The 15,174-nt window shown below is 75.4% G+C and carries 14 protein-coding genes and 1 pseudogene; 8 read left to right on the top strand and 7 right to left on the bottom strand.

The genetic code is table 11. The annotated features are described in order from the left end of the window. The first annotated feature begins 97 nt into the window (after window positions 1–97). The gene (locus QK440_RS13415) at window positions 98–1,903 is read left to right on the top strand and encodes a hypothetical protein (protein ID WP_282793301.1); all 1,806 of its coding nucleotides are present in this window, start codon (window positions 98–100) and stop codon (window positions 1,901–1,903) included. Window positions 1,904–1,948: 45 nt separating this feature from the next. Here QK440_RS13415 and QK440_RS13410 read toward each other — a convergent pair whose 3' ends face one another. Both QK440_RS13410 and QK440_RS13405 read right to left on the bottom strand, forming a co-directional pair. Further along, window positions 1,949–2,998: a S1 family peptidase gene (locus QK440_RS13410; RefSeq protein ID WP_282793300.1), complete on the bottom strand. Its 1,050-nt coding sequence runs from the start codon at window positions 2,996–2,998 to the stop codon at window positions 1,949–1,951. Window positions 2,999–3,164: 166 nt separating this feature from the next. Next, the gene (locus QK440_RS13405; RefSeq protein ID WP_282793299.1) at window positions 3,165–4,073 is read right to left on the bottom strand and encodes a LysR family transcriptional regulator; all 909 of its coding nucleotides are present in this window, start codon (window positions 4,071–4,073) and stop codon (window positions 3,165–3,167) included. A 399-nt stretch (window positions 4,074–4,472) separates the two neighbouring features. Between QK440_RS13405 and QK440_RS13400 the strand changes: the two genes are divergently transcribed. Then, window positions 4,473–4,766: a hypothetical protein gene (locus QK440_RS13400; protein WP_282793298.1), complete on the top strand. Its 294-nt coding sequence runs from the start codon at window positions 4,473–4,475 to the stop codon at window positions 4,764–4,766. Here QK440_RS13400 and QK440_RS13395 read toward each other — a convergent pair. Together QK440_RS13395 and QK440_RS13390 are read right to left on the bottom strand one after the other, a co-directional pair. Continuing rightward, window positions 4,756–5,715, bottom strand: a complete 960-nt coding sequence (locus tag QK440_RS13395; protein WP_282793346.1) for an NAD(P)/FAD-dependent oxidoreductase — start codon at window positions 5,713–5,715, stop codon at window positions 4,756–4,758. The genes QK440_RS13400 and QK440_RS13395 overlap by 11 nt on opposite strands. A gap of 189 nt (window positions 5,716–5,904) precedes the next feature. Next, entirely contained in the window at window positions 5,905–6,849 is a 945-nt protein-coding gene (locus tag QK440_RS13390) for a GAF and ANTAR domain-containing protein (RefSeq protein ID WP_282793345.1), read from the bottom strand. 428 nt (window positions 6,850–7,277) lie between these two features. Here QK440_RS13390 and QK440_RS13385 point away from each other — a divergent pair, with 428 nt between their 5' ends. Then, on the top strand, window positions 7,278–7,766 hold the full coding sequence (locus tag QK440_RS13385) for a DUF5709 domain-containing protein (RefSeq protein ID WP_282793297.1): 489 nt from the start codon (window positions 7,278–7,280) through the stop codon (window positions 7,764–7,766). A 250-nt stretch (window positions 7,767–8,016) separates the two neighbouring features. Here the strand turns inward: QK440_RS13385 and QK440_RS13380 are convergent, their stop codons facing one another. The 3 genes and pseudogenes from QK440_RS13380 to QK440_RS13370 all read right to left on the bottom strand — a co-directional run bounded on the left by QK440_RS13380 (window position 8,017) and on the right by QK440_RS13370 (window position 10,194). Beyond that, window positions 8,017–9,024 (bottom strand): iron-containing redox enzyme family protein, encoded by a 1,008-nt coding sequence (locus tag QK440_RS13380; protein WP_282793296.1) that lies wholly within the window; start codon window positions 9,022–9,024, stop codon window positions 8,017–8,019. A 230-nt stretch (window positions 9,025–9,254) separates the two neighbouring features. Then, window positions 9,255–9,389 (bottom strand): annotated as a pseudogene (locus QK440_RS13375) (CDGSH iron-sulfur domain-containing protein); the annotation flags it as partial. Window positions 9,390–9,498: 109 nt separating this feature from the next. Next, a complete protein-coding gene (locus QK440_RS13370) occupies window positions 9,499–10,194 on the bottom strand; it encodes a HemK2/MTQ2 family protein methyltransferase (RefSeq protein WP_282793295.1) in 696 nt (231 codons plus the stop codon). A gap of 264 nt (window positions 10,195–10,458) precedes the next feature. On the opposite strand from QK440_RS13370, the gene QK440_RS13365 reads away from it, so the two are divergent. The 5 genes from QK440_RS13365 to QK440_RS13345 all read left to right on the top strand — a co-directional run bounded on the left by QK440_RS13365 (window position 10,459) and on the right by QK440_RS13345 (window position 14,646). Then, window positions 10,459–11,316, top strand: a complete 858-nt coding sequence (locus tag QK440_RS13365; RefSeq protein ID WP_282793294.1) for a maleylpyruvate isomerase family mycothiol-dependent enzyme — start codon at window positions 10,459–10,461, stop codon at window positions 11,314–11,316. A 416-nt stretch (window positions 11,317–11,732) separates the two neighbouring features. Continuing rightward, a complete protein-coding gene (locus QK440_RS13360) occupies window positions 11,733–12,548 on the top strand; it encodes a hypothetical protein (RefSeq protein ID WP_282793293.1) in 816 nt (271 codons plus the stop codon). A gap of 514 nt (window positions 12,549–13,062) precedes the next feature. After that, window positions 13,063–13,281 (top strand): hypothetical protein, encoded by a 219-nt coding sequence (locus QK440_RS13355; RefSeq protein WP_282793292.1) that lies wholly within the window; start codon window positions 13,063–13,065, stop codon window positions 13,279–13,281. Beyond that, window positions 13,274–13,810: a DUF6879 family protein gene (locus QK440_RS13350; RefSeq protein WP_282793291.1), complete on the top strand. Its 537-nt coding sequence runs from the start codon at window positions 13,274–13,276 to the stop codon at window positions 13,808–13,810. Before QK440_RS13355 ends, QK440_RS13350 begins: the two co-directional genes overlap by 8 nt. Then, complete coding sequence (locus QK440_RS13345) at window positions 13,807–14,646, top strand: helix-turn-helix transcriptional regulator (RefSeq protein ID WP_282793290.1); 840 nt, start codon at window positions 13,807–13,809, stop codon at window positions 14,644–14,646. The genes QK440_RS13350 and QK440_RS13345 overlap by 4 nt, the downstream gene beginning before the upstream one ends. Window positions 14,647–15,174 lie beyond the last annotated feature (528 nt).

Raw genomic sequence — 15,174 nt, 5'->3', positions numbered from 1 at the left:
CCCGGCCGGTTGTGGGCAACACTGCACACAGCACGCGACGGTCCCGCGCCCGCTCAAGGCCACGCCAGGAGCCAGGGCTCACGTCAGGAGGCTGCTGGTGTCGACGGCGGAGAGGCGGGAGGGCCGCGTGGCCCGGGACCACTGGGAAGTCGCCCTGCCGGACGGGCGCGTCGTGCCCTGGACGGGGTTCCACGTCGGACCGGCGGGCCTCGCGCCGGAGGAGTTCGCGGGCATCTGCCGCCGGCTCCTCGGGATGGACCCAGCCGCGGCCGAGGCCGCCGCCCGCGCGGAGCTGGTCCCGGTCGGGGCCGACCGCGACCGGCCCGGCATCGTGATCTACTCGCCGCCCCTGGCCAAGCGCATGTACGAGGGCGCCCTGGAGCGCCTCGCGGCCGGTGAGCCGGCCGAGGACTGGCCCACCATCCTGGAGGCCCGCTCGGTCTGCCTCGCGCACCCCGACGACCTCCTCGTCGGCAGGACCGGGCCCTGGCGGCAGGCGGCGGTGGGCCACCCGACGGTCGAGGTCCCCGACCTGGACCACTTCCACCTCAGCCACGCCCTGCTGAAGCTCGCCGACGGCCCCGCCGACCGGTGGTCGCGGACCCTCGGCCCGGTGATCGACCGGCTGCGCGCCGACCCCGCGTGCGTCGTCCGCGTCTACGCCCTGGACGCACCGCTGCGGGTGCTGCTCCTGTGGCTCGCGCGGACCGCGGGCCTCGACCGGCTCCTGGTCGAGGCCAACTCCCCGGAGATATCCGAGCGCTGGGGGCACAAGGCCGTCCTGCACCCCACGGCCCGGGCGGCCGGGGAGCTGCCGGTGCCCGCGCCCGGGCGGGCCCCGTTCGACGTCCTCGACGAGGAGTCGGCCCTCACACCGCTGTACCGCGCGTTCGGCCTGGCCGTGCCGCGGCTGCCCGGGTACACCGTCGAGTGGGACGGCGCGCTCGGGGACGCCGCCGCGAGCGGCGGGATCCGGACAGAACCCGGCGGCGCACCGGACGAGGCCGGGGGCCGCCCCGCCGGCCGGGCGGGCGCCCCCGAGGCGAACGGCGCCTCGGGGAACGGCCGCAGCGGCCCCGCCGAGACCGCCTTCGCCGACCGGCTCCGCCTCGCGGCACGGCTGTTGCGGGAGCGGTACGGCCTGCGCCGCGGCTGCCTCAAACCCGTCAGGGGCGGCACCGGACAGCGCATCCACGTCGGGGTGCCGCTCGACGACCCGGCCGTGCTCGCCGCTCTGGCCCACCAGGCGGCCCGCTCCGGCGAGGACTACCTCCTGGAGGCCCACGCCGACTACCTGCGACACGCCGTCACCGGCCACGAGTTCCTGCTCGCCCCGTCCCTGCACGTGCGGGGCGGGACCCTGGCCGACGGCATGGCCCTGCAGTTCCTCAACGGCACCGTGTGGGAGGGCAACGTCTTCCTCGACGAGTCCACCCACGCGGCGTTCGGCATCACGGACGGCCACTACGCGCGCGTGCGACGCGCCATGGCCGCCTTCGTCCAGGTCTTCCAGGGGCGCGGCCTGGTCAACGGCGGCATCGACTTCGCGATCGCCCGCGTCGGCGGCCGCTTCGGCGACACGCCCCTGGTGGCCATGCAGGACCTGAACCTCTCCGCGTGCGGCGCCGACTACCTGCACGCCTTCCTGGACGAGAGCCGCGGCGTGCTCGCCGCCCCCGGCCGCGCCGGAGGCGGCGTCTCGGCCGCGACCAAGGTCATCCGGCCCGCGCCCGACATGGACCTGCCCCGGCTGCGCCGCCTCGTCGACCGCCGCACCCCGACGACCTACGCCAGGGCCCTCACGTCCGTGCCGGGCAACTGGGGGCTGATCGCCGTGGCCTGCCCCGACGCCGTACGGGCGGCGGAGGAGGTCCTGGCGCTGGAGGCGCGGCTGGCGTCCTGACGGGCCGCCGCCGGGGCGGGTCCCCGCCGTGGGCGGGGCCGTGCGTCAGTACACGCTGACGCCGTACGCGGCCAGCGCCTCCCGCACCGGCTGGTGGATGGCGGAGCCGTTGGTGCCCGAGCAGCCGGAGCTGCCGGAGTGGATGCCGAGGGCGACCGTGCCCGCGAAGTGGGCGCCGCCGCTGTCGCCGCCCGCGGAGCAGGCGGTGGTGCGGACCATGCCGTACACGGGCCCGTCGCTGTAGTTGACGGTGACGTTGACGGCGGTGACGGTGCCGCTGGTCACCTTGGTGGTGGAGCCGCTCTTGCGGATCGACTGGCCCACGACGGCGTCGGCGGCGGAGGAGATCTCCTGGAAACTCCCGTTGTGGAGGGTCACGTTGCCCGCCGGGTTCGAGCCGTTGGTGTAGCGCACGAGGCCGTAGTCGTTGGTGGGGAAGCTGGTGCCCTCGCGCGTGCCGATCGCCGCGCCGCCGGAGGTGGCCGACCAGGTGGAGCTGAGATTGGTGCAGTGGCCGGCGGTGACGAAGTAACGGGTGGTGCCCTTGGTGACGTTGAAGGCGGCCGAGCAGCGGGAGCCGCCGCCGTAGATGGCGTCGCCGCCCGCCACCTCGCGCCGGAAGGTGCCGGGTACGCGGCTGACGCGGACCGCGCCGTCGAGTGAGTCGGCCACGCGGCGCAGCCGGGCCAGGTCGCGGGCCGACACCGACCGGTCGGCCTGCACGGCTATCTGGTTGGTGCGCGGGTCGAGGCCCCAGGACGTCCCGGGTATCTTCGCGCGGGACTCCAGCGCGTCCATGGCGGCGTCGAGTGCGGCGGCGTCGCGCGTCACCCGCTTGGGGACCGCGCCCGCCGCGCGGGCGCGTTCGGCCGCGGCGTCGCTGGTGACGGTGGCGACCAGCTCGCCGGTCCGCCGGTCGACGTACGTACCGGCGCTGTCGTCGCCCAACCGCCGTTCGACCTGGGCGCTGAGGGCGTTGACCTGGGACGGGGCGGGCGGTTCGCTCCGGGCCCCGGCCGGCGTCACGCCGAGGGCGAGGAAGCCGGTGACGAGGAGGGCGGACAGGACGAGCCGCGCGGACGTGGTGCGTCTCATGTGGGGGGTCTCCTTCAACGGTGACGTGGGGCGTACCGCGGTACGTGTGGGAGTACGTACCGACCAAGGAAACTGGCATGCGCGCGTCAATCGCGCAAGAGTGTGGACCACCCCGGCGGCCCGGCCGACGCTTCCCCGTGGCCGTCCGGATCGGGCCTCCTCGGGCCTAGGCGAGCCGTCCGGCCAGGTGCTCGGGGGTGAGGCGGGCGTGCTCGCGCGCGGTGGTGACGAACTCGGCGATCAGCGGGTGCGGCCCGGGGCGGGTGAACACGGCCAGGGGGCGGCGTCTGCGCGGCACCAGGCGCAGCGCCGTGCCGGGGAAGTCCGGGGTGAGGACGTTGGCGGGCACCAGGCCGGCGCCGAGCCCGGCGGCGACGAGCCGGGGCACGGCGGCCGTCTGCGTCGAGCGGATGGCCGCGTGCGGGGTGAACCCCGCCTCGGCGCAGAGCTGTTCGACGGTGGCGGCCAGGGCGTGGTGGCGCCCGTACTGGACCCAGGGGCGGTCGGCCAGCTCCTCCAGGCGCACGGTCAGGCGCCCGGCCAGCGGGTCCCCGGGCGGCACGAGCGCGACGAACTCCTCGGCGCCGAGCGGGTGGTGGGGCCCCTCCCAGCCCTCGGGCAGCGGGCCGAGGGCCACGTCGGCGGTGGCGTCGGTCACCGCCCGGGCGAAGGAGCCGAGGTCGGCGTACTCGTGCAGGACGACGTCGACGCGGGGGTGCCGCCGGTGCCAGGCGGCCAGCACGCCGGGGACCACGCCCAGGGCGACGCTCAGCACGGCGGCGAGGTGCAGCTCGCCGTGGACCATGTCGGCCACGGCGCGGGCGGCCCCGGCGGCCCGCTCGGCCCCCGTCAGGGCGTGCCGGGCGCCCGGCAGGAAGGCGCGGCCCGCCGGCGTGAGGTGCGCCCCGCGCGGCGTGCGCTCGAGCAGGGGCGTGCCCACCGCCCGCTCCAGGCTCTTGAGCTGCTGGGACAGGGTCGGCTGGGAGACGCGGAGCCGGGCGGCGGCGTCGGTGATGGTGCCGGTCTCGACGACGGCGACGAGGTACTCGAGCTGCCGCAGCGTAGGGGTGGCCATAGGGGGATCCTATGGCTGCCCATGGATATGCGTCTTTGATCTATGGCTGCTGGCTCCCTAGCCTCGGTGGAGTCGACGGCCCCAGTGGGGCCTGACGGCGGCCTCAGTGAGGGCGACGATGGCCTCGGTGGGGTCTGACGGCGGCCTTGGTGAGGTCGACGGATCCCCTGGGGGCTGACGGCAGTCTCAGTGAGCACGCTGCGACCCCGGTGGGATCGATGACGACCCCGGTGGGGCCGACGGCACCCCGAGTGCGTCGTCGGCGGCCGCCCCGGGATCGGCCCCCCTGGGGTCGACGGCGCCGTCGGCACTGCCCGCGCCGGGCCGCCCCGAACCGCCTCCGCGTGCCTGTCGCGCGCGCCCCTCCCCTCCGCCCCGAGCCACCAGGACGACGCCTTCATGAACACGCTCGCGCCCGCTCCCGCCGCGCAGACCGCACCCGCCCCGGCCCCGGCGAAGGGCCCGCTCAACGGCCTGGCCACCCTCGCCCTCGCCTACGGCACCCTGTCCGTCGCCGGGGCCCTGTTCCCGCCGCTGCGGGCCGTCACGGGCACCATCCCCGTGCCGGCCCTCGTCCTCGGCGTCACCGGGCTCGCCAACGCCCACCGCATGCACGGTGCCGGCCGCAAGCAGGCCGCGGCGGGCGTGGCCACCGGGCTGGTGGGCCTGGTGCTGACCCTCGTCACGCTCTGACGGCCGCCGCCCGCCGCCGGGCGGCCACGGCCCGCCGGGTGTCCTCGGCGACCAGGTCGGCGTTGATCTGGGCACCCGCCGCGGCGCCCGCCGCCGCGGCCGCGCCCACCTGGGCGGTCAGGTCGGTGACGTTGCCCGCCACCCACACGCCCGGCACCTCGGTGCGGCCGGTCGCGTCGCACGGGACGTACGCGCCGACGCCCATGGGGTGCTCGACCGCCCGCAGCCCCAGCGCCGCCAGGAAACCGGCGCGCGCCACGATGCGCGACGCGACCACGAGGGCCTCACGCGCGACGGTGGCGCCGCCGCGCAGCCGCACGCCGACGAGCCGGTCGTCCGCCACCTCCAGACCGGTCACCTCCCCGTCCACGACCCGGATGCCGAGGGCCGCGAACTGCTCCGCCTCCTCGTCCTTCAAGGCCGCCCCGGTGTGGGTGAAGAAGGTGACGTCGTCGCTCAACTGCCGGAACAGCAGCGCCTGGTGCACCGACATCGGCCCGCTCGCCAGTACGCCGACGGCCTGGTCGCGAACCTCCCAGCCGTGGCAGTACGGGCAGTGCAGCACGTCCCGCCCCCAGCGCTCGCGCAGCCCCGGCACGTCCGGCAGCTCGTCGACGAGGCCGGTCGCCACCAGGAGCCGCCGCGCCCGGACACCGCGGCCGTCGGCCAGCGCGACGACGAAGCCCTCGCCGTCCCGGGCCGCCGACTCCACCGAGCCGGACACCACGTGGGCGCCGTACCCGCGCACCTCCGCCCGGCCGCGCTCCAGCAGTTCGGCGGGCGGCATGCCCTCCCGGCCGAGGAGCCCGTGCACCTGGCCCGCCGGGGCGTTGCGCGGGGCGCCCGCGTCGATCACCGCCACGGAGCGCCGCGCCCGCGCGAGCATCAAGGCCCCGTTCAGTCCGGCGGCACCGCCGCCGACCACCACCACGTCGTAGCTGCCGTCCATCTGCTGGGTCCTGTCGTCCTGCGGTGCCCTGTCGTCCTGCTGGGTCCTGTCGTCCATGTGCTCGGTCACCGTGACCACCTCCATGCGACGACCGTGCGCGAGACCTCGCCGCGGAAGCAAATGTGGTTGCCGATACGGCAAAGGCGCAGGGCCCTGGTGCCGGACTCCCGCGCGCCTCCGCGGTGTCGTTCAGCCCCGCCGCCACTCCTCGGCTCCGTCGGCGCCGTCGGCCCCGTCCGCCCCGTCGTCACCACCGGGCCCGGCGCGGTCGGCCCCGGGGCGCGGCCCAGTGCCACGGCGCGCGTCCTCCTCGTTCGCCCGGAAGCAGAGCCTGCGGGCCACCACGTCCCTCGCCACCTCGCTGACCGTGCGGCCCTCGGTGAAGGCGCGGGCCCGCAGCCGGTCGAAGGCCTGCTCCTGGCCGATGCCGAGCTGGACCATGACCATCCCGGTGGCCTGGTGGACCTCGCTGCGGGCGCCCTGCGCGGCCTCCACCCAGGACCCGGCCCCGTCCACGTCGCCCCGCCCTTCCTCGGCGGCCGTCGAACCCAGGTTCAGCAGGGCGAGGGCGAGCGCGTCCCTTACCAGCAGGGCGGTGCGCAGATCGCCCTCGGGCAGCGGTCCCGGGGCGTCGCGGTACAGGTCCAGGGAACCGATGGTCAGCCCGTCGGCCACCAGCGGCAGCGAGAACACCGCCCGCGCGCCCAGCTCCACGGCCTGCGCCGCGAAGACGGGCCAGCGGCGGGCGTCCGGGCCCGCGCCGAGGTCGGCGGCGAGCACCGGCGCCGTGCGGTCGAGACAGCTCTGGCCGGGCCCGTCGCCCAGCGTGTACTGCGCCTCGGCCAGCCGGGCGGCGGTGTCGTCGGTGGCGTACCAGAGGACCCGGGCCGTCCGGTCGACGACGAGGGAGACGGACGCGCCGGTGACCGGAAGCAGCCGCACGCAGGCCCGGCACAGCGCCCCGGGCGTCTGCCCGGCCCGAGCGGTGGCAGCCGTCACAGCCTCGGCGGACCCCCGGTGCCGCTCGTCCTCACCCGGCCGGGCGCCACCCCTGGGGCTGTCGTCCCGCCGACCGCCGCCCCTCGGACCGCCGCGGCCCCGGCCGTCGTCCTCGTCGCCGTCGCCCGGCCGCATCGCTGTCACCCCCGCTCCACCCGTCCGCGCGGCGGGCGGACACGAACCACCGGGAGCCCGACGGTGACACTCCCGGCAGGACGTGTCGACCGGCCGCCCGGCCCCCTGCCGAAAGTCGCGCTCTGCCCGACCGCATGCCCCCGCGGCGCCCGGCCACTCCTGCCGGTGCTCCGCGCCGCGCGGCTCCGCGCACTCGTCCGCCCCGCGCCGACCGGCTGCGAAGCCGCGCCGTCCGGCCCATGATGTGTGCAGGTGGGGAAGGGCCTGGGCAGCGGTGTGCGGTCCGCCGGGCGGGAGCGCCAGCAGGACGGTCACGGCCGTGCCGGTGGGGGCCGGACACGTTTGGCGAGGTCTGTGACGGGCACCGAGAGGCACCGGCGGCCTGGAGATCCCTGAGCCGCCCCGATACCGCGGAAGCAGGAGGTGCCATGAGTGACAGCAGCATGGCGGACGACGCCTATCAGCCCACCGGCGACAACGAGGAGCAGGAGGACGCGGCGCCCCTGGACCTCCAGGACGCCGTGGACGAGCGCACGTACGACGACATGCTCGACGAGGGCTACTCGCCCCCGGAGAAGCCCCTGGGCGTCAACGAGACCGGTGTCACGGCGGCGGAGCAGCGCGAGGGCGAGTCCCTCGACGAGCGGCTGAGCCGGGAGGTGCCGGACACGGAACCGCCCGCGGGGGACGGCATCGGCGACCTGCCCGGCGGCGAGGGCGAGCCCCGGGACCCGGAGACCGGGGCGGACCGCGCCGGCCGCCTGGTCGCCCCGGACGAGGGCGTGAGCCGGGACACCACCAAGGACCTCGTCGCCTCCGACGTGGGCGTGGACGGGGGCGCGGCGGGCGCCGAGGAGGCCGCGGTGCACGTCGTGGAGGAGCCCGACGTGGAGGAGACCGGCGAGGGGCAGCTGTGAGGCGTCCGCCCCGGTCCCTACCGGCCTGACGCCGCCCGCACAGGGACGAGCGCGACGGGCCCGGCCCCGCCCGGCCGGGCCCGTCCCCGCGCCCGCCCGCTCCGCCGGTGGCCCCGGGCAGCACGGCGAGCCCCGGGGGCCCGCCGCGCTCACCCGGCCCAGCCCCGTGCCGGGGCCGGAACGAGCGGCGCGGCGGCCTGCCGGGGCTCGTCGGCGCTGCGTGTGTTCAGACGATCAGACGATCAGGGGGTCAGGGGGCGTGTCCGGCGAGGGCGGGGGCGTGCTCGCCGCGCAGCGCCGAGCGGCCCTGCCCCCACGCGTCCAGCAGGTACGCCGCGAACCGGTCCTCCACCAGGACGGTCGCGTCCGCCCCGAAGGCCACGTCGGCGTCGAGGTCCGGCTCGTCGGCCAGCAGCCCGGCCACCACCTCGCGGCGGACCACCTGCTCGTGCACGGCGTCGGCCTCGACGTGCTCGGCGTAGAAGTGCTCGGCGGCCGCGCCCGCGTCCAGGCGGCGCATGGCGGCGGCCAGGCGCCGGGAGCCGGGCGGGGAGGTGATCTCCACCGTGGCGAAGTGCCCGACGAGGGCGCCGCGCAGCGCGCGGTGCAGGCCGAACAGCGACATGAGGTTGACGACCACGAGCGCATCGGCGGGGGCCTGGTCGAGGTAGCGGCCGTACGTCGGGTCGAGCCGGAGGTCGCTCATCAGGTCGGCGAAGAGCTGGGCGTGCACGCGCTCGGCGCGGCCCGCGCCGAACTCGTCGTACTCGATCGCCGCCATCGCGGCCTTGGCCCGGCCGTACAGGCGCGGCAGCACCCAGGCGTGCGGGTCGGCCTCCTTGAGGTGGTAGAGCGACCGCAGCGCGGCGTACTCCCGCACCTGCCACACCTCGCCGTCCTTGGCCAGGTGGTGGCTGACGCTCCCGGTGGGCTCGACGGGCTCGACGAGCAGCTCGTCAAGGGCCTGCGCGGCCGTGCGCCCGGTGGGAACGGCGGCACGCAGCGCGGAGAGGAAGGCGTCCTCCAGGCCGCGGCGCACGGTCAGCAGGGCCGGGTGCCACTCCAGGTCGTCGGGGACGGAGTCGAAGCCCCGGTAGTGCAGTTCGTAGAGCACGTACAGGGCGAGGTGCAGGTCCTCGCCCCACGGGTCGGCGCCGCGGAGGGCGGCGGGGTCGTGCGCGAGGCCGTCGGGACCGTCGCGCAGGGCGGTGATGACAGCGTGCGAGAGGGGCCCGCGTGGGGGCGGCAGGTGGGTCACGGCGCGTCCTTCGCGTCCTTCGAGTGGTGCGGACCCTGCGGGTCGGGTGGGCCCTTCGGGTCGTACGTCTCCTTCGAGTCGTACGTGTTCTTCGAGTCGTACGGGCCCTGCGGGCCGGGCGCGTGCTCGGGGCCCGGGGCGTCGGGGGAGCCCGCCGGGTCCGCGGAGCCCGACCGGTTCCCGGGCTCCGCCGCGCGCGGGGCGCCCTCGGGGGCGGGGGAGCCCTTGGTGCGGCGGCGGTGGCTGGTGTCGCACCAGGGCGGCGTACGCGTACGGCGGCAGGCGCACACGGCGACGACGAAGCGGTCGGACCGTACGACGGTGCCGTCGGCGGTCACGACCTCGACCGGCCCCTCCACCAGCAGGGGGCCCGCCGGGTCGACGGTGACGCGCCGCGCGTCCTGCGCGGGGGCCGGGGCCGGGACCGGAGCCGTTGCCGCCGGGCACGGTGCCCGGCCGGGGGCCTGCCGGGGCTCAGCGGAGTTCGGCACGGATCACCACCAGCCCTTCCAGCGTCTCGTCCGGGCCTATCAGGTTCCGGGCGCGCAGCCACTCCTGGCGGGAGCGCAGCACGGGGCCGTGCGGGATCAGCGCCCGCTCGCTCACCTTGGCCCGCAGGCCCGCCTCCTCCAGGCGCATGAGCGTCGTCTCGGTGCCGCTGAGAGCGGAGTGGACCATCAGGAACACGCCGTGCGGGCGCAGCAGCCGGGGCGCCGCGGCACAGATCCGGTCGATCACGTGCCGTCCGTCGTACCCGGCGTCCCAGGCGCGGGCGGCGCCGCGCGCGGGAGGGGCCGGGTTCGGCGCGGGCACGTAGGGAGGGTTGCTGACCAGGACGTCGAAGCGGCGTCCTTCGAGCGCGTCCAGGCTGCCGTGCAGGGCGGTGAGACGACGGCCGGCGCGCCAGGCGTTGAACCGCGTGGTCCACACGGCCCGGCGGGAGACGTCGACGGCGGTGACCCGGGCGCCGAAGTGCGCGGCGTACACGGAGAGCGCCCCGCTGCCGCTCCCGACGTCCAGGACGTCCAGGCCCGCCACGCCCTCGCGCTGCAGGGCGCGGGCGAGCAGGCGCGTGTCGGCCTGCGGCGCGTAGACACCGGGCAGCCGCCACATCCGTGCCGGGGGGACGGGGGACGCCGGGGGCGCGTCGGTGGTGAGCGGACGCGCCATGGTGCCTTCCGTGGGGTGTGAGGGGAGAGGGTTCTCCACCAGGCTTCCTCTCTTTCTGCCCGGCGTCCACCGGAGAGCGCGGGGTTCGGTCGTGCCAGGCGCTACAGATGCCCCGAAGGGGCGATGTGATGCACGACGGCCCCCTGAGCTGCGCGGAGGCACGTGTGACGGACGTGCCGACCGGGGCCGGGCCGCTGTCCGTACGGGGGGGCGGTACCGGATATTCACTGGCCCGCCGGTGGCGCGGCCCCGCAAGGTGGGGCCATGGAATCCGGTCCCTCCGGGGCGCATGGCCACGCGTGGCTCGGCGCGCCCGTCGACGCGCGCCCGCTGTTCGCCGCCGAGCACGAGGCGCTGCTGGCGACCCTGCGCGGGGCGGCGCCCGCCGACTGGCACCGGGAGGCGGTGCCCGGCTGGACGGTGCGCGATCTCGCCGCGCACGTCCTCGGCGACTACTACGGGCGCCTCGGCCGGGACCGCGACCGCCACGAGGGCGGACCGCGCCCCGCGCCGGGCGAGACGCTGGAGGCCTTCATCCACCGCGCCAACCAGGAGTGGGTCGACGCCTGGGCGCGGGTCAGCCCCGCCGCCCTGGTCGACACCCTGGACCTGGTGGGCCGGCAGGTCACCCGGCTCTTCGCGACCGCCGACCCGGCGGCCGCCTCGCTGGGCGTGTCCTGGGCGGGGGCCGACCCGGCACCCATGTGGCTGGACTGCGCCCGCGAGTTCACCGAGTTCTGGACCCACCGCCAGCAACTGCGGCACGCCGTCGGCCTGGGGAGCGACCTCGCCCCCGAACCACTCGCCGTGGTCCTGGACACGTTCCTGCGTGCCCTGCCGCACACCTTGCGGGACACGGAGGCCCCCGTCGGCACCCAGGTGGAGGTGCGTGTCGACGGCCCGGCGGGCGGTAGGTGGACCGTCACCGCCGAGCGGGACCGCTGGAGCCTGGCCCGGCCGCCCGCCGGGCGGCCCGCGGCGGTCGTGGAGTGGGACCCGGACACGGCGTGGCGGCTGTGCACGCGCGGCATCGACCCGGCCACCGCGCTCGGCCGCACCCGCACCCGCGGCGAGCGCCGACTGGCGGAGGCTGTGTGCCGCATCGTGTCGGTCGTGTACTAGGCCCGCGGCTCGGCCGTGTACTAGGCCCGCGGCTCGGCTGCCCTCCATCGCCCCCCGGCATAGCCCCCCGGCCCTCTTGGCCCTCGCATTTTGGACGGAGATGGGTGAGGTGTGGGGATGGACGGGGATCGGGGAGGTGCGGGAATGGCGCGGGGGTGGCGAACCGTGGGGGCGCCCACCGGCTCCGGGGGGAGCGCCGTGAGCGCGCCCGGCCGTTCGAACGCCCCGCTCCGCGCTGTGCAACCGCCCGCCGTGCACCGGCCGCGCGGCGGCGCCGACCGTCGTCACCAGGCGCGTTGCTCCCCGTGGCCGGCCACTGTCCGGTGTCGTGCCGACAGCCGCCCGCAGGGCTGTCTTGTCGCCTTGTCGATATGCCCGCACCCTTGCCGGGTCACCGCCGACGCGAAGGGGCGTACATGGGCGTATTCGGCAGGTACCGCGGCAGCGATCCCCACGGGGACGACGGCACCGGCGACCTCCTTCGCCGGGTCCTCGGCGAACTGGAAGCGCTGAACAGGCGCGTGAGCGACCGGCAGCAGGCCGCCGACCAGGCGCGGCGGAGCACCGAGGACGCCGTCACCACCGGCTTCGCACGCGTCGACAGCGAGCTGAGAGCGGTGCACGGCGCGCTCGACGACCTCGCCCGCCTCTCGCGCCGGGTACCCCGGCCGACCCGGGAAGAGCCATCCGAAGAGCCCCGTACAGAGCCTCGCGAGGGGTGCCCCGAGGCCGCCGAGACCGAGACGAGGACCCTGTTGAGGGCGGCAGGGATCTCCTGCGCCACCGTCAGGGCACACCGCGACACCTGGGCCTTCGTCGTCGAGCACGCGAGCCCGGACCGGCACTTCCGGGTGCCGGGCAGCGTGGTCGAGGACGGCGAGGCCGTCAGCGTCCGCGTGTCAGGGCCGAGCCTCGTCGCGGCCCTCACCCGACTGCGCGGCGTCAGCCGGACCGACGACGACCCGGGCACCCGGGCCATCGCGGGCCACCTCCACGAGCGGCTCACCCAGACCGTGCGGGACGTCGTCGAGCACCCGCACCGCGGCGACGGCGTACCCCCCGTCACGATCGTCATCGACGACCGCGTGGCCGGTGGCACCACGACCGGCGAAGCGGCCGGTACGACGCCCGCCCGGCCGACCGGCACCGTGGCCGACCGCCCGGACTCCCCGCCTGATCCCGGCCCCGGGCCCGGACAGCCGGACGACGACGACCCGCCGCCCCACACCTGACCCGTCACGCCTCCCGCGGCGGGAGCGGGGACGGCCGCCGGGCCCCGGCGGCCGCGCTCCGGAAGCTGGGAGTGTCCCGCGCCGCCGTCCGCATCCGGAGCTCCAACACCGGCGCCGTCACCACCTGCACCGCCGCGGGCTTCCGCCCCCTCCCCGAGGTCCGGGACCGCTACTCGGATGCCTAGGACGTGCGCCTGCCACGTAAGGAAAGGGGAGAAGGTCCGGAGGGGGCCAGGAAGGCGGTCACCGGCCGGGCCCCGGCACAGCGACCCCGCCCCGCCCCGGCCGGCCAATCGGCGGATTCGTCGCCGCGCGGGCTCAGTTCACCCACTCCCACCAACACGAACGGGCGCTTCAGTGGCTCCCGCTGACAGCGCGCCTTGCTCACGCGGGCCGCTGTTGCGAGCAATCCCCTAGGTTGCAGCGACCAGATGGGAAATTTCGAGCAACGCAGCCCCGCCGGATCGGTATCACCACCACACTGAACCTCCCATTCCCGACGAAGGGTGAGTCCATGGCGCTCGAGTTCCTCGGCAGCAGCAACACCTCACAGGGCGGTGGATGCCCCAGTTTCTACCGCGACACCGAGACCGGCGACATCATCGTCCAAGGCGTCGGACTCGCAGACCCGGCCAAGCGCGCGCAACTGCTGCAACTCAAGCCCGGGGAAGACGCCGTCATCGTGCCCGCCGCCTTGTTCGAGATGCACGCCGGGAAGGTGACCGGTGCCTGAACTGGTCAGCGGTGAGAACTTCCTCCAGCTCTTCCGCGACATGCGGTACACCGCGTACCGACTGGAGGTGCGCACCGCCTATGGGATTCCCGAGGAGGACGAGCCGTTCCGCCGGTTCCTGGCCGGTGACGATCCCGGCCTCGACTGGTTCGAACCGTGGCTGGAGCTGATGCGCGAGGAGACCGGCAGAGGCAAGCGGATCACGCGAGTACGGATCATCGACAACCCACCGTCCGACTATCTGCGGTTCGAGCTGTGGGGCACCCCGCACAACCTCGCCGTCGGCGAGGACATCCGCTACCTGGATCGGTCTCGTGCCGGCACGCTGGGACTGCCCGGGTACGACTACTGGCTGTTCGACAGCCGCACCGTGGCCCGGCTCCAGTTCGGCGAGCATGACCGGTTCCTGGGTGTCGTGCTCTCCGACGACCCGGCGGACGTCCTGGCCCACGTGCAGTGGCGGGACGCGGCGTGGCACCATGCGATCACCTTCGAGGACCACATGAAGGAGAACCCGCCTCCCCGGTGAGCGACTACCAGGCAGCCCGGCATGCACTCGGCGCGCGGCTCCGTGAGCTGCGCGCCGATTCCGGGTTGAACGGCAAGGCCTTCGCCGCTCGGCTCGGCTGGCCCCCGTCCAAGGTCAGCAAAATCGAGACGGGCAAGCAGGCGCCTACGGCTGATGACCTGAAGGTGTGGACGCAGACTCTGGCCGTGCCGGAGGTACTGGCCGAGCTGACCAGCCGCCTCAGGACCCTGGAGACGCATTACGCGGCGTGGCGCCGCCAGTTGGCCGCAGGAGTCCGTGCCCGGCAGGAAGCCTGGGCGGCGACCGAAACCGCTGCCGCGGACGTACGCAACTTCGAGTCCGCCGTCATTCCGGGGCTCTTGCAGACGCCCGCGTACGCCCGCCACATGTTCATCCGCACCACCACCCTGCATCGGACCACGCAGGACATCGACGCCGGCGTGAACGCCCGCCTGCAACGCCAGCAGGCTCTCTACGCCCCGGGCCGCGCCTTCCGCTTCCTCATCTGGGAAGCGGCCCTGCGCATGCTCCTGTGCCCGCCGGACGTCATGGCGTGGCAACTCGACCGTTTGAGCGGCATGCTCGGCATGCCCTCGGTGCAGCTCGGCATCGTGCCGCTGGGGGCGGACCTGACCGTGGTGCCCACGCACGGCTTCTGGCTCTACGACGACAGCCTGGTCATGGTGGAGACCATTGGCGCCGAACTGCGCATCACCGATCCGGCGGAGCTCGCGCTCTACCGCACCGTGTGGGACGAACTCGAGGGGGCCTCTGTGTCCGGGCCGCAGGCGCACCGGCTCATCACTCGTGCGCGTGCCTCGCTCGATTCGATGTGAGTCACGGCGAGAAATCCGCTGCTCGTCCGGAGAAATACCGCGAAATCGTCGCGCGCCGCGGCAACCACGGTCCCTACGGTGCTGGTCATGGACGCACCGACGCGCGCCGCCCACTGCGAGGCGGTCGACGCATGGTTTGCCTCGTTGTGCTCCCCACGCCCTGCGATCGTGCGTGAGGTCTCGAACACGGGCAGCCTCGCCCCTCCCTCGAGCGGCACACACCAGTTCGCCGCCGAGAAGGCCCCCACCGTGGCGCTCGGCGCTCTTCAAGGGACCTCCGCCCGGCACCGTGGACCGCTCCTCGTGGATGTGCGTGTTCCGTGCGCCTCGTGGCTCGCGCCTACCGACACGGCCGAACAGCTCAGTGACGTACGTCCTCACGCTGTCGCTGTCCACCCACCGGGCTGGATCTCACAGGCTCCGCCCGCGGGCCCCTCGACAGGCGGCCGCTCCTGGCTGGAGCTCCCCGACGGCTCCGGCCGCCTGCACCAGGCTGACCGGCTGGGAGCGGCGCTGGGCCCGGGCGGC

Origin of the sequence: Streptomyces sp. CC224B (assembly GCF_030010595.1) — a bacterium.
Taxonomy (GTDB): Bacteria; Actinomycetota; Actinomycetes; order Streptomycetales; family Streptomycetaceae; genus Streptomyces; species Streptomyces longispororuber.
The sequence above is the reverse complement of the archived record's forward strand: the minus strand, read 5'-3'. Positions and strand labels throughout refer to the sequence as shown.

Coding starts and splice junctions, on each gene's coding strand:
- QK440_RS13410 (WP_282793300.1), bottom strand. CDS start 2,998: ATGAGACGCACCACGTCCGCGCGGCTCGTCCTGTCCGCCCTCCTCGTC.
- QK440_RS13405 (WP_282793299.1), bottom strand. CDS start 4,073: ATGGCCACCCCTACGCTGCGGCAGCTCGAGTACCTCGTCGCCGTCGTC.
- QK440_RS13400 (WP_282793298.1), top strand. CDS start 4,473: ATGAACACGCTCGCGCCCGCTCCCGCCGCGCAGACCGCACCCGCCCCG.
- QK440_RS13395 (WP_282793346.1), bottom strand. CDS start 5,715: ATGGACGGCAGCTACGACGTGGTGGTGGTCGGCGGCGGTGCCGCCGGA.
- QK440_RS13390 (WP_282793345.1), bottom strand. CDS start 6,849: ATGCGGCCGGGCGACGGCGACGAGGACGACGGCCGGGGCCGCGGCGGT.
- QK440_RS13385 (WP_282793297.1), top strand. CDS start 7,278: ATGAGTGACAGCAGCATGGCGGACGACGCCTATCAGCCCACCGGCGAC.
- QK440_RS13370 (WP_282793295.1), bottom strand. CDS start 10,194: ATGGCGCGTCCGCTCACCACCGACGCGCCCCCGGCGTCCCCCGTCCCC.
- QK440_RS13365 (WP_282793294.1), top strand. CDS start 10,459: ATGGAATCCGGTCCCTCCGGGGCGCATGGCCACGCGTGGCTCGGCGCG.
- QK440_RS13360 (WP_282793293.1), top strand. CDS start 11,733: ATGGGCGTATTCGGCAGGTACCGCGGCAGCGATCCCCACGGGGACGAC.
- QK440_RS13355 (WP_282793292.1), top strand. CDS start 13,063: ATGGCGCTCGAGTTCCTCGGCAGCAGCAACACCTCACAGGGCGGTGGA.